The 13,752-nt window shown below is 34.5% G+C and carries 16 protein-coding genes and 1 other annotated feature; of the genes, 15 read left to right on the forward strand and 1 reads right to left on the reverse strand.

The features are described from left to right. Positions 1–8 precede the first annotated feature (8 nt). The 3 genes from BLT48_RS02015 to BLT48_RS02025 are packed head-to-tail and all read left to right on the forward strand — an operon-like array spanning position 9 to position 2,273. Positions 9–644 (forward strand): ABC transporter permease, encoded by a 636-nt coding sequence (locus BLT48_RS02015; protein ID WP_089974780.1) that lies wholly within the window; start codon positions 9–11, stop codon positions 642–644. A gap of 13 nt (positions 645–657) precedes the next feature. Further along, positions 658–1,605, forward strand: a complete 948-nt coding sequence (locus tag BLT48_RS02020) for an osmoprotectant ABC transporter substrate-binding protein (protein WP_035022480.1) — start codon at positions 658–660, stop codon at positions 1,603–1,605. Beyond that, positions 1,605–2,273, forward strand: coding sequence for an ABC transporter permease (locus tag BLT48_RS02025; protein ID WP_089978615.1), 669 nt, complete (start codon positions 1,605–1,607; stop codon positions 2,271–2,273). The genes BLT48_RS02020 and BLT48_RS02025 overlap by 1 nt, the downstream gene beginning before the upstream one ends. Positions 2,274–2,409: 136 nt before the next feature. Here the strand turns inward: BLT48_RS02025 and BLT48_RS02030 are convergent, their stop codons facing one another. Further along, complete coding sequence (locus tag BLT48_RS02030) at positions 2,410–2,736, reverse strand: hypothetical protein (RefSeq protein ID WP_035022483.1); 327 nt, start codon at positions 2,734–2,736, stop codon at positions 2,410–2,412. Positions 2,737–2,891: 155 nt separating this feature from the next. On the opposite strand from BLT48_RS02030, the gene BLT48_RS02035 reads away from it, so the two are divergent. The 12 genes from BLT48_RS02035 (at position 2,892) to gmk (ending at position 13,751) form a co-directional block, all read left to right on the forward strand. Next, the gene (locus BLT48_RS02035) at positions 2,892–3,761 is read left to right on the forward strand and encodes a DegV family protein (RefSeq protein WP_035022485.1); all 870 of its coding nucleotides are present in this window, start codon (positions 2,892–2,894) and stop codon (positions 3,759–3,761) included. A gap of 239 nt (positions 3,762–4,000) precedes the next feature. Further along, positions 4,001–4,048: a sequence feature (sodium ion sensor (DUF1646 type); this cis-regulatory element may regulate processes involved in with the transportation of sodium ions), on the forward strand. A gap of 46 nt (positions 4,049–4,094) precedes the next feature. Beyond that, positions 4,095–4,421 (forward strand): hypothetical protein, encoded by a 327-nt coding sequence (locus BLT48_RS02040; protein WP_089974782.1) that lies wholly within the window; start codon positions 4,095–4,097, stop codon positions 4,419–4,421. Further along, the gene (locus tag BLT48_RS02045; protein ID WP_089974785.1) at positions 4,408–6,369 is read left to right on the forward strand and encodes a V-type ATP synthase subunit I; all 1,962 of its coding nucleotides are present in this window, start codon (positions 4,408–4,410) and stop codon (positions 6,367–6,369) included. The genes BLT48_RS02040 and BLT48_RS02045 overlap by 14 nt, the downstream gene beginning before the upstream one ends. A 29-nt stretch (positions 6,370–6,398) precedes the next feature. Next, complete coding sequence (locus BLT48_RS02050; protein WP_034536496.1) at positions 6,399–6,875, forward strand: V-type ATP synthase subunit K; 477 nt, start codon at positions 6,399–6,401, stop codon at positions 6,873–6,875. A 49-nt stretch (positions 6,876–6,924) separates the two neighbouring features. Continuing rightward, positions 6,925–7,506, forward strand: a complete 582-nt coding sequence (locus tag BLT48_RS02055) for a V-type ATP synthase subunit E (RefSeq protein ID WP_089974788.1) — start codon at positions 6,925–6,927, stop codon at positions 7,504–7,506. A 15-nt stretch (positions 7,507–7,521) separates the two neighbouring features. Continuing rightward, positions 7,522–8,526 carry a V-type ATP synthase subunit C gene (locus tag BLT48_RS02060; protein ID WP_035022493.1) on the forward strand — a complete coding sequence of 335 codons (1,005 nt, stop codon included), beginning with the start codon at positions 7,522–7,524 and terminating at the stop codon, positions 8,524–8,526. Continuing rightward, the gene (locus BLT48_RS02065) at positions 8,516–8,827 is read left to right on the forward strand and encodes a V-type ATP synthase subunit F (RefSeq protein WP_089974791.1); all 312 of its coding nucleotides are present in this window, start codon (positions 8,516–8,518) and stop codon (positions 8,825–8,827) included. The genes BLT48_RS02060 and BLT48_RS02065 overlap by 11 nt, the downstream gene beginning before the upstream one ends. Before the next feature lie 12 nt (positions 8,828–8,839). Next, positions 8,840–10,615, forward strand: coding sequence for a V-type ATP synthase subunit A (locus tag BLT48_RS02070; RefSeq protein WP_089974794.1), 1,776 nt, complete (start codon positions 8,840–8,842; stop codon positions 10,613–10,615). Further along, positions 10,616–11,992: a V-type ATP synthase subunit B gene (locus BLT48_RS02075; RefSeq protein WP_035022498.1), complete on the forward strand. Its 1,377-nt coding sequence runs from the start codon at positions 10,616–10,618 to the stop codon at positions 11,990–11,992. It begins immediately after the preceding gene. Between the two features lie 6 nt (positions 11,993–11,998). Next, entirely contained in the window at positions 11,999–12,625 is a 627-nt protein-coding gene (locus BLT48_RS02080) for a V-type ATP synthase subunit D (protein ID WP_035022500.1), read from the forward strand. Positions 12,626–12,845: 220 nt separating this feature from the next. Then, positions 12,846–13,061, forward strand: a complete 216-nt coding sequence (locus tag BLT48_RS02085) for a YdbC family protein (RefSeq protein WP_035022504.1) — start codon at positions 12,846–12,848, stop codon at positions 13,059–13,061. A 75-nt stretch (positions 13,062–13,136) separates the two neighbouring features. Beyond that, positions 13,137–13,751, forward strand: a complete 615-nt coding sequence (gene gmk / locus BLT48_RS02090; RefSeq protein WP_035022507.1) for a guanylate kinase — start codon at positions 13,137–13,139, stop codon at positions 13,749–13,751. Position 13,752 lies beyond the last annotated feature (1 nt).

The following is a 13,752-nucleotide window of genomic DNA, read 5'->3' on the forward strand; positions in this document are numbered from 1 at the left end:
AAAAGACTATGGCTGAATTTTTTGCAACAAATGGCTCTGATTTACTCCTGAAAACATGGGAACATTTTTATATTTCAGCACTTGCATTGGCATTAGGCGTTATTGTAGCTGTCCCTTTGGGAGTTTTATTAACACGGTTCGAGAAAAGCGCTAAATTTATTATTGGTTTATCTACTATTTTACAAACGGTGCCTTCATTAGCACTGCTGGCTTTAATGATTCCATTATTTGGAATTGGTAAGGTACCTGCCATCGTAGCATTGTTTATCTATTCTTTGTTACCTATTTTAAGGAATACTTATATAGGAATGAATGGAGTAGATGTTAACTTAAGAGATGCAGGAAAAGGAATGGGAATGACAAACATTCAATTGATTCGTAATGTGGAGTTGCCTCAAGCCGCACCGGTTATTATGGCGGGAATTCGATTGTCCGGGGTTTACGTTATCTCATGGGCTGCTTTAGCCTCATACATTGGTGCAGGTGGATTAGGTGATTATATCTTTAATGGATTAAATCTTTTTATACCTAGTTTAATTATTGGTGGGACTATACCTGTGACTATTCTTGCATTATTGACAGATTATGCATTAGGAAAACTAGAGAAAAAAGTAACGCCTAGAGTTGTGCAAGGTATTGAATAGGAGGGCTTCAACTATGAAGAAGATTCAAAAAATTGCTGCCCTTTTTTTAGCAGCAATACTATTAAGCAGTTGTTCGCTGCCTGGACTAAGCAGCGGGTTTAATGAAGAAGGTATCACCATTACAGGTGGTTCAACCACCGAGCAACAAATTGCTGGATACATTGTTGAAGGGATGGTTGAGCATTACATTGATATAGATGCTCAAATTGTCAATAATCTAGGTTCGTCTTCTCTAAACCATCAAGCTTTGATTGGTGGAGATGCGAATGTTGCAGCAATAAAGTATACTGGAACTTCGTTGACTGGTGAGCTAGGACAAGATCCTATTACAGACCCTGAAGTAGCATTGGATCTAGTTGTTGAGGGATTTGCGGCTGAGTTTGATCAAAAATGGTTTCCGACATATGGATTTGCTAATACGTATGCTTTTATGGTAACACAAGAACTGGCAGATCAATATGACTTAGTTACAATTAGTGATTTAGAAGACATTGCTGGTGAACTTGATGCCGGAGTAGATACCTCTTGGATCCAACGTGTAGGGGATGGCTATGATGCATTTCTAGATACTTATGGTTTTGACTTTAATCGTGTGTATCCTATGCAAATCGGTTTAGTTTATAATGCATTACAAGCTGGTGAAATGGATGTTGTGCTGGGTTATTCAACAGATGGTCGTATTAAAAGTTATGACTTAGTGGTATTGGAAGATGATAAACAATTATTCCCTCCGTATGACGCAAGTCCGGTTGCAACTTTTGATGTTTTAGAAGCGTATCCTGAATTGGATAAAGTATTAACAAAGTTGAAAGGTACAATATCGGATGAAAAAATGCAAGAATTAAACTATATTTCAGATAATAATTTAATTGAACCTAAGATTGTAGCGAACGATTTTTTGAAAGAAAATAATTATTTTGAATCAGTTGAAGTAAGCGAAGAAGGAGGCGAACAAGAATGATGGCAGACATGAATTTATGGGAACAATTACTTTATTACTTCTCAGAAAATGGCTTTTACATCTGGAGTCAATTTTTTCGTCACTTCTTAATTTCAATTTACGGGGTGTTATTTGCAGCAATCGTAGGAATTCCTTTAGGTTTTTGGATTTCCAGGCATGGGAAACTTGCTGATTGGGTCATAGGAGCCGCTAATGTGATCCAAACAATCCCTTCTTTAGCCATGTTGTCTATTCTAATGTTAGGATTAGGGTTAGGTGTGAATACTGTTATTTCTACAGTATTCTTATACTCTTTATTGCCAATTATTAAAAATACTTACGCTGGAGTTCAAAGCGTAGACAAAAATATTTTAGATTCAGGTAAAGGAATGGGTATGACAAGATGGCAATTGACCTATATGGTTGAACTGCCTCTAGCTTTATCTATTATTATGGCAGGAATTCGTAATGCTATGGTAGTCGGTATTGGAGTAACCGCGATTGGAACCTTTATAGGAGCCGGTGGTTTAGGGGATATTATCACTAGAGGAGTCAATGTAACCGATGGCGGAGCGATTATTCTTGCAGGAGCTATTCCTACAGCTTTAATGGCAGTCATTAGTGATTTACTGTTAGGTTGGATTGAGAAAAAATTAGATCCAACAAAAAACAAAAAAATATTATCGTAATAATCAAAACGCATAAAATCAGTTCAATGTGAAAAAGTTTTCCTTTTGAGCGAATTAGATAGTTGTCTATCTAATTCGCCACTAGGAGAGCTTTTTAGTATTGTTCTATAGCTAAAAGAAATAAGTAAAGATTGTTTTAAGGTAAACGGATATGTCTTATATCACTTGGATGAATAAGATAAGTCATATGAAGAAGAGTATTTTCTAAAACGATTTGAGGTTTTTTAAAGGGCGTGTATCTAATGAAACCGGTAACTTCTGTTAGGCTAGATTGATTTTTTAATTGGTTAATCTGCAAAATAATTTTCTTCTTTTTAGTAAAAGCTTGATTTAAGAAAAGAGTGATTTGTGATTCAGGCATTTGAGGCAAAAATTCTAACTCACTTGTCGTGCTAGACAAAAAGAATTTTTTTTGCAGAAAGGTAAAGGGATGAACTGGTTCTTCTAAAGTATTTTTTTTCATCTTTATTCCTCCGAACGTTTGTTTGATAATTTTATTATACGAACAAACGTTCAACAAAGCAAGCTGTTTAATTATTTTTTTAAAGTTTCTATTTTTCTGGAAAAATGGCATAATGAAACGAGTATATATAGATTTCTGAAAAAGGGGTTTTAACAATGGATTATAAAATTATTGCTGATTCATGCTGCGATTTGCCATTAGAGTTTATAAAAAATAATGACATTGAAATTATCAATTTAATGATTAATATGGATGGGAAAGATTATTTAGATGATATGGGAGAAACGTTTGACCGTAATGCCTTCTTTGAAGCATTAAAAAATGGCGCAAGGGCAACGAGTTCTCAAGTTAATATTGGTACGTTTTTAGAAGTATTTAAAAAATATGTTGAAATAGGGCAACCTGTTCTATTTTTAGGACTATCTTCTGCATTAAGTGGCTCTTACAATAATGCTGTGACAGCTGTAGAGATGTTGAAAGAAGAATATGACCAAGTAAATATAACGATTGTAGACTCTAAAGCTGCTTGTTTAGGAGAAGGTCTTTTAGTGTATGAGGCGGTAAATCGAAAAAAAGAAGGTCAATCATTAGAAGAAGTAGTGGATTGGCTAGAAGAATATAAGATGAAACTTCATTCATGGGTAACAGTTGACGATATTAGACATCTTGAACGCAGTGGGAGAATATCTTCTGTTTCTGCAACACTTGGAAGTGTTCTAAATGTTAAACCGATTATCGTAATGAATGAAAAAGGTGGGTTAGTTCCCTCTGCTAAAGTGCGTGGAAGAAAAAAATCATTGCATTATTTAATCAATAAAACAGTTGAAGGTATGGTGGATCCTGAAAACCAAACGATTTTTATTGGGCACGTTGGTGTTCCCGAAGAAGCTGAATGGATCAAAAAAGAAATTGAATCAAAAATCAAAGTAAAAGATGTACAAATTTATCCTTATGGACCTACCATCGCAGCTCACACAGGATTTGGATCAGTGGCGTTATTTTCTTTTGGGAATGTAAGAAAATAAGCACTATTTTTATTTGAAGAAGTCTTAATAAGAAAAGATAAAATGCCGATATACTAATAAGAATACCTATTACTTTTTTTGTTCATCTGAGTATTTTTTTGTTAGATCTCTTCATAATAAGTCCATAATCAACGGTAGAAAAATATATCGAAAAACGCTTTAAAACGTTGATTATCAAGAGTTTGCGATTGACAATGAGAGAGAGAGATGTTAAAATATATTTAGTTAAATAAAAAAAAGGTTGGGCATTTGCTTTCAAGGATGAATTCTTCAAGGGGTGAGAAGAATAGTTCTTAAGTGATGCCTTTTTTTGTATTTTAAGGAGGTGTATGAATGAGCTTAGAAGCAATTGAATACGTTAAAGAAGCAGAAGAAAGAGCCCGACAAGTAGAAATTAATGGAGAAAAAAAAGTGAAAGAAATTAGTCAGTCCATTAAAAAAAGTATTCAAGAAAATGATCACAAAATGCAACAAGAACTCCATGATTATGAGACTAATCAACAAGAACTGTATCGTAATCGTTTAGCAAAAGAAAAGCAAACAGTTGATCAAGAATTATCTATTGAAATAAAAGCAATGCTTAAATCAGTAGAAGATAAGCAAAACAGTGTTGTTGATCATATTGTAAAGGAGGTAAGCACTCACTATGGCAATAGCTAAAATGAAACAAATGACACTTTTAGGTGAACAAGAAAATAAAGATTCTTTATTAAGAGCAGTTCAAGAATTGCAAAAACTTGAACTGGTTGAATTGTCTACTTTAGAAGAATCAGAATTTCTTGATTATTATTCAACAAATACAAAACCTCAGAAACGTGTTGAATATGAAGAAAAACTAAAAGAAAGTCAAGCAGCTTTAAGCTTTTTGAACCAGCATATTTCTCAACCAGGTATGATTGAAAAGCTGAAAAAGGGTCGTGAAGAGTATACTCTCGAAGAACTTGAAAAGCATGTTCTTCATTCCGATTTAGACCAAGTAATCGTTGAACTAGGTGACATTGAAAAAAGGCTAGTTGAGCTTGATCAGAGTAAAAAAAATCTCGGAGAAAAAGAAGACTTTCTTCGGAAATGGCAGAATATGGATTTTAATCCTAATGATTTAAAATCATTTCAATTGATGTCTGGAACAGTTGGAAGTATAGCTTCTAACAATGTAGAAAGTTTCGAAGAAAATGTTGAATCGATAGAAAATAGCTATTTAGAAAAAATATTTCATTACAAAGATGAAGCTTCTTATCTGATTTTGATTCCATCAAAATTGAACTCTCAATTGGACGAAGTTTTTGATCAATTTCAATTATCAAAACTGGTTTATCCATATAATCTGAAACCCAATGATGAGTTGAAGATAACGCTTAGAGAAATTGAAGACCTACAAAAAGAAGAAAATAAATTAAAGAATACAATAAAGACATTTAAAGAAAAAACAAGAGAGTTACAATTAGGTGAGGAATATTACTATAATCTAGTTGAAAGAGAAATTGGGAAAGATCTTTTATTAAATGGTAGCGATCTTTTTATTTTAACTGGTTGGCTTGAAGAGGAAAAAATTCCGGATTTAACGAGTCTGTTAGATGAACATGTTGGTAAAGAAAATTATGTCGTTATTGCAGATGAAATTAAATATAAGAATTACAGTAAGGTTCCAGTTGTTCTAAAGAACCACAAACTGGTTAAACCTTTTGAAAGCATTACAGAAATGTATAGTATGCCTAAGTACGATGATGTAGATCCTACTCCATTAATGATGCCTTTTTACTTTGTCTTTTTTGGAATGATGAGTGCAGATTTAGGGTATGGAATATTACTTTGGGTAGCAACTTTAGTTGGATCTAAAGTGTTCAAGTTTGATAAGGGAATGAAAAACTTTATCCAACTCTTTCACTATTTATCTTATTCAGTAATTGCTTGGGGATTTATTTATGGAAGTTTCTTTGGATACGACTTGCCCTTCCAATTGTTGTCAATTACAAACGATGTCATTACCATTTTGATTTTATCTGTAGTATTTGGTTTTATCCAGTTAGTTTATGGGTTACTTTTAAATGGTGGTATAAAATGGCGTAAACAACAAAGATCATCAAGTTATATTGATGGAACAGCTTGGGCTCTTATCTTATTAGGTATAGGTCTTTTAGTAATCAATATGGTACTTTGGAATAATGATCTTGTTCAAACCATTTCTTTAGTTGTCATCATTGCTAACGTCGTTGGAATTATATTGGTGACTATGTTGGCTTCTGATAATAAAGCTTTAGGGTTTGGCTTAGGACTATACAATATTTATGGAGCAACCAATTATGTTGGAGACTTAGTCAGCTATACTCGTTTAATGGCATTAGGAGTTTCTGGTGGGAGTATTGCGGTAGCGTTTAATTCTATCGTAGACATTTTCCCACCAGTAATGAAATTTACGATTGGTGCACTCCTTTTTATTGTTTTACACGCATTAAATATTTTCTTGACTTACTTAAGTGCTTATATTCATACAATAAGACTTCAGTATGTTGAATTTTTCGGTAAATTTTATGAAGGTGGAGGACGATCATTAAATCCTTTTAAAACCTTTGAAAAACATATTTATTTAAAAAATAGAACCAATAAATAAAAAACGAATTTAAATGGAGGAATTTTATAATGGAAACTTTTACAAGTTATTTAATTGAAAACGGCGGATTAGTATTTGCAGCTTTAGGTATAGCTTTTGCTACATTCTTTGCAGGAACAGGTTCTGCTAAAGGGGTAGGAATTGCAGGGGAAGCAGCAGCTGCCTTAACTACAGAACAACCTGAAAAATTTGGACAATCATTAATCTTAATGCTACTACCGGGAACACAAGGTTTGTACGGTTTCGTTATCGCGTTTTTAATTTTCTTGAATACTGGTTTAGATACAAGTTTAGCTGAAGGTATGTATATGTTTATGGCTTCTCTACCAATTGCATTTACTGGATTAACTTCTGGTGTTGCACAAGGACGTGTAGCTGCTGCAGGTATCCAAATTTTAGCTAAAAGACCAGAACATGCTACTAAAGGGATTGTATACGCAGCGATGGTTGAAACGTATGCAATTTTAGGATTTGTTATTTCATTCTTAATGATATTTAACGCTTAATTAAAACTAGTCCATTTGTAGTGAAAAAAGAAAGACTGGAGGCGTAAAGATGTCAGACTTAAAATTATTAACAGAACGTTTGATTGAAAATAAAAAAGCTGAAGTACAAGAAAAAATCAAAGAAGCCGAAGCTGAAAAAGCACAGTTGCTTGAAGAATCAGCTAGGAATCTAGCTGAAGAAAAAGCGAAACAAATCAGTTTAATTGATTCACGTTTGGCAAGAAAATTCGAACAAGATAAACATACGTTACAGATTAACAAGCGAAATCAAGTGCTTTTTGAAAAGCAAAAGGTATTAACAGTCGTTTTTAATGAGGCTGAAGAACAAATGAACCAGTGGACAAATTCAGAATTCCAACAGTTTTTATTAGCTGTTTTAACACAACATAAAGACAGTGACTCGATTGAATTGATTGTAGGACAAGAGTCGGTCAACAAAATAACAAACGACTGGATCAATAAAGTAGCCAAAGAAGTAGTAAATGTTCAGTTGTCTACTAAAACTATTTCTAAAAAGAATGGATTTGTTCTTAAAAAGAGCGGAATAGAATACAACTATCTTTTTGATGAATTGGTTAAAGATATTAAGGGACAACTTGTTTCATCAGTTTCAAAACAATTATTTGATTAAAAAGGAGAGGAAAAAATGAAATCAACAGACTTTGTTGGCGCAAATACACGCATTCGTGTATATGAAAGTAGTCTCCTTAGAAATGATCAATATGAACGGATGTTACAAGCAAGCAATTTTGAAGAAGCAGTGAATGTTTTAAAAGATACTCCTTATCGAAATGATGTTGAAGAGTTAAAGGAGACTAAAAATTACGATACGCTGTTGATGAATGAATTGCAGTCTGTCTATACTGATTTATTTAAAATTTCTCCTAATCCTAAGTTAATTGAGTTATTTTCATTGCGCTACTCTTATCATAATTTGAAAGTTTTATTAAAAGAAAAGGTTACTAAAAAAGATTTTGATTCATTGCTTATAAATATCGGTAAGGATTCTATATCAGCATTGAGACAGGCCGTTGATACAAAAAAATCGAGTGATTTAGATCAAGACTATTTAATCAGTATACAAGAGGCATCTGACTCATATGAAGAATATAAAGATAGTCAAGCCGTAGATATTATTCTTGATCGTCGGTTCTTCACTCATTTAAGACACATTGCTGAAAAAACGAATGATACAAAAATTTTAGACTTGGTGACTTTTTATATTGATATGAATAATTTGTCTACGTTAACAAGAGCTATTCGTCAAAAAAGAACGCGTAATTTTTTAACAACTATCCTATCTAGCTCTGGGACAATACCTAAAGATCAACTCGTTCAAATTGGGGCAGATAATTTGGTCAATGCAGGTAAAAAACTTGCAGAATCTAAATACAAAAACATTATACTAGCGTCAATTAATGATGAAACAAAAGAGTTATCCCCAGAAAAAATAGATTTAGAAACAGATAATGCTTTTATTAATCGTATAAAAGATGCTAAACTTGAAGTTTTTGGACCATTACCGATTGTCGCTTATCTCTACGCTAAAGAGAATGAAGTAAAAAACTTAAGACTTATTTTAGTGGGGAAAGAAAATAACTTTCCAGCTTCAGCTATCAGAGAAAGGATGCGAATGAACTATGGCTCATAAAATTGGTGTAGTAGGAGATAAAGATTCTATTTTGCCATTTAAAATGTTAGGTTTTGACGTTTTTTTCGCATCTGAGGCTAAAGAAGCCAGAAAAACGATTGATCGATTAGCAACAGAAAATTATGGCATTATTTACCTGACGGAACCTTTAGGCAAATTAATTCCAGATACTATAAAAAGATACGATGAAGAGATTTCATCGGCTATTATATTGATTCCAAACCATATGGGATCATTAGATATCGGGAAAAATCGTATTCAAGAGAATGTTGAAAAAGCAGTTGGTCAAAATATTTTATAGGAGGTCACGGGTTTGAAAATAGGGAAAATCGTTAGTGTTTCGGGTCCTTTAGTTACAGCTGAAGGAATGGAAGAAGCAAATATACAAGATATTTGCAAAGTCGGAAAACTAGGCCTAATTGGCGAAATTATTGAAATGCGCGGCAATGTAGCCTCTATTCAAGTTTATGAAGAAACATCCATGATTGGTCCTGGGGAACCAGTTGAAACAACAGGAGATGCATTATCTGTTGAATTGGCGCCAGGAATGATTGCACAAATGTTTGATGGAATCCAACGTCCATTAGATAAATTCATGGAAAAAACAGAAAGCAACTTCTTAGTTAGAGGAGTTAGCATCAAAGCATTAGATCGTACCAAAAAATGGGAATTTACACCGTCTGTTACAGTTGGACAAAAAGTTTCTACAGGAGATATTGTCGGTTCTGTTCCAGAGACAAAGGTTATTTCTCACAAAATTATGGTTCCACATGGTGTTGAAGGAACCATCAAATCAATTGAACAAGGTCAATTTGATATTAACGAAACGATTTATAGTATCGAAACAGATGATGGTGTAAAAGAATTTACGATGATGCAAAAATGGCCTGTGCGACATGGTCGTCCAACGGCTAAAAAATTGAATCCAGTTGAACCAATGGTAACAGGACAACGTGTTATTGATACATTGTTTCCAGTTGCTAAAGGTGGATCAGCAGCCGTGCCAGGTCCTTTTGGAGCAGGAAAAACAGTTGTTCAACACCAAATTGCTAAATGGGCAGATGTTGATTTAGTTGTTTATGTAGGTTGTGGTGAACGTGGAAATGAAATGACGGATGTAATCAATGAATTCCCTGAATTAATTGATCCAAATACTGGTGAATCGATTATGGAAAGAACGATCTTGATTGCTAATACATCGAATATGCCGGTTGCCGCTCGTGAAGCGTCAATTTATACTGGAATCACGATTGCGGAATACTTCCGTGATATGGGTTACAGTGTAGCTATTATGGCGGATTCTACTTCGCGTTGGGCTGAAGCATTGCGTGAAATGTCTGGTCGTTTAGAAGAAATGCCCGGAGATGAAGGTTACCCAGCTTATTTAGGTAGCCGTATCGCGGAATACTATGAACGTGCAGGTAAAGTGATTACTTTAGGATCGGAAGGCAGAGAAGGTAGTATAACAGCTATTGGAGCAGTATCCCCTCCTGGTGGAGACACATCTGAGCCAGTAACACAAAACACATTACGTGTAGTTAAAGTCTTTTGGAGTTTAGACAATCTATTAGCTCAAAAGCGTCATTTCCCATCCATTGATTGGCTAACTTCTTATTCGCTCTACTCAAATGAATTAAATGCATATGTCGGAAAGATCTTAGATAAAGACTGGGCAGGCATGGTCACAAGAACAAAGGCTTTATTACAAGATGAATCTGAGTTAGAAGAGATCGTGCGTCTAGTCGGAGTAGATTCTTTATCAGAAAAAGACCGCTTAAAATTAGAAACAGCTAAAATGATTCGTGAAGATTTTCTGCAACAAAATGCTTTTGATGATGTAGATACCTACACATCAAGAGAAAAACAATACGAAATGCTAGCTACTATTCTAAGCTTTGAGGATGAATCAAGAGCCGGAATGGAACTTGGTGCTTACTTTGCTGAAATTATGAAGGGTACATCAGCAGCTCGTGAACAAATTGCTAAGTCTAAATATTTCCCGGAAGAACAAATTAGCAAATTTGGAAAATTAAGAACTGATATTAAAACGGCGATTCATGAAGTTGTTTCAAAAGGAGGTATGGAATAAATGCTTAAAGAATATCGTACAATAAACGAAGTTGTTGGGCCACTAATGGCTGTTGAAGGTGTCGAAGGTGTTAAATTCGATGAGTTAGTTGAGATTCAGATGCAAAATGGCGAAAAAAGACGTGGACAAGTTCTTGAAATTGATGGCGATAAAGCTATGGTACAAATCTTTGAAGGGTCAAGCGGAATTAACTTGCAAGACACTAAAGTTCGCTTTCTTGGAAGACCATTATCTTTAGATGTTTCAGAAGATATGGTGGGACGAGTATTTGATGGAATGGGACGCGTGAACGACAATGGTCCAGATTTGATTCCTGAAAAAACATTAGATATTAATGGTGAAGCCATTAACCCAATGGCACGTGACTATCCAGATGAATTTATTCAAACGGGTATCTCTTCTATTGACCACTTGAATACATTAGTTCGTGGACAAAAGTTGCCTGTATTTTCAGGTTCCGGTTTGCCACACAAAGAATTAGCTGCACAAATTGCTAGACAAGCGACTGTTAAAAATTCAGATGAGAAGTTCGCGGTTGTCTTTGCAGCAATTGGAATTACTTTTGAAGAAGCAGAATTCTTTATGGAAGATTTCCGAAAAACAGGAGCAATCGACCGTTCTGTTATGTTTATTAACTTAGCGGATGATCCAGCTATTGAAAGAATCGCAACTCCAAAAATGGCTCTAACTGCAGCAGAATATTTAGCTTATGAAAAAGATATGCACGTATTGGTTATCATGACGGATATGACAAACTACTGTGAAGCGTTACGAGAAATCTCCGCTGCCAGACGTGAAGTTCCAGGTCGTCGTGGATATCCTGGGTATCTTTATACAAACTTAGCTACATTATATGAACGTGCAGGTCGTTTAGTAGGTGGAAAAGGTTCAGTGACGCAAATACCTATCCTAACCATGCCGGAAGATGACAAAACACATCCTATTCCAGATTTAACGGGTTATATTACAGAAGGTCAATTGATCTTATCACGCGAACTATACAATAGTGGTGTTCAACCTCCTATTGATGTATTGCCATCACTTTCTCGTCTGAAAGACAAAGGAACTGGAGAAGGTAAAACAAGAAAAGATCATGCGGCAACAATGAATCAATTATTCGCTGCTTACGCTCAAGGAAAACAAGCTAAAGAGTTAGCAGTTGTTTTAGGAGATTCTGCATTATCAGCAGAGGATAAAATGTTTGCAGAATTTGCAAATCGTTTTGAAAAAGAATATGTAAACCAAGGGAACTACACAAATCGTACAATTGAGGAAACATTGGACCTAGGATGGGAATTGTTATCTATCCTTCCAAGAACTGAATTGAAACGTATTAAAGACGATATGTTAGACGAATACCTGCCGAAAGGGGAGTAAGTCTAAATGGTGAAATTAAATGTAAATCCGACAAGGATGGAATTAGCGTCACTAAAAGGAAAGCTAAGTACAGCAAACCGTGGCCATAAATTATTAAAAGATAAGCAAGATGAACTTATGAGACAATTTATCTTGCTTATTCGTAAAAATAACGAGCTGCGTGCAGAAGTTGAAACAAAATTAACGAAGGCTATGCAATCTTTTGTAATGGCAAAAGCTTTACTGAACGAAAAATTTATTGAAGAATTAGTGGCTATCCCTCCAAGAAGTGTCAGCCTTAATTTACACGAAAAAAACATTATGAGTGTGAAAGTACCCGTAATGAATTTTAATTATACAGATAATGGGAAATCAGACGAATTGAGTTATGGCTACCTTAACTCCAATAGTGAGCTGGATACGTCAATTGAACAAATGGCTGACGTTATGGCGCAACTGTTAGAGTTATCTGAAATAGAAAAAACGTGTCAATTGATGGCAAATGAAATAGAAAAAACGCGTCGTCGAGTAAATGCTCTTGAATATATGACGATTCCTCGTTATGAAGAAACCATCTACTTTATTCAAATGAAATTAGATGAAAGTGAACGAGCAGCGATTACACGTTTGATGAAAGTTAAAGACATGGGTTAAGAAAGTAAACGTTAGATCAAGGATAGGATTCTTGATTTAACGTTTATTTTTAGCGTGAAAAATAAATTAGTATACACAGAAAATGGAAATGAGTAAGTGGAAAAATATGTTTTGCAAATAAAAAGCTATAAGAAAATGGCATTTTATGCTAAACTGGAGAATAAGTTATCTTTAACAGATAAAAATTAGAAGTAGCTAAAGATTGTTGAGGTGTTTATAAATGGAACAAAAATTTTCTTTTGAGATTGTTGAAGAATTAGCCGTACTTTCTGAGAATGCTAAAGGGTGGCGCAAAGAATTAAATTTAGTTTGTTGGAACGGAAACCCGCCTAAATTTGATATTCGTGAGTGGAGTCCTGACCACGACAAGATGGGAAAAGGCCTTACATTCACAAATGAAGAAATGGACACTCTTAAACAATTTTTAACAACTTAAACAAGTTGGAATTTGTTAGATTTTGATAATAGGCAACGAATAGTTGAACATTTTGATGATAGGAAGGATTTTGACATGACTGAACGTGGACTTTTAATTGTTCTTTCTGGACCATCTGGGGTAGGAAAAGGGACAGTAAGACAGGCAATATTTGAGAGCGGCGATAATGATTTTGATTATTCGATTTCAATGACAACTCGAAAGCAAAGAGCAGGAGAACGTGATGGAATAGATTACTTTTTCAGGACAAAAGAAGATTTTGAAGCCTTGATTGAAAGTGGAGGATTATTGGAATATGCTGAATATGTAGGAAATTATTATGGAACTCCTCTTGAATATGTTGAAAAAACGCTACAGAGCGGTAAAGACGTATTTTTAGAAATTGAAGTTCAAGGAGCTCTTCAAGTTCGCGAAAAAATGCCTGAAGGAATATTTATCTTTTTAACACCGCCAGATTTAAAAGAATTAAAATCACGTATTGTTGGTCGTGGAACAGATGAAATGGCTATAATCGAACAACGCATGACAAAAGCGATTGAAGAAATTGATTTAATGCGTTATTATGATTATGCGGTTGAAAACGATAAAGTTGAAAATGCTGTTAGGAAAGTCAAACAAATCATTGAAAGTGAACACTTAAAAGTTTCACGTGTTATACAGCGTTATAAAAAAATGATCGAGGAGTTGTAAA

Origin of the sequence: Carnobacterium viridans (assembly GCF_900102725.1) — a bacterium.
GTDB lineage: Bacteria > Bacillota > Bacilli > Lactobacillales > Carnobacteriaceae > Carnobacterium_B > Carnobacterium_B viridans.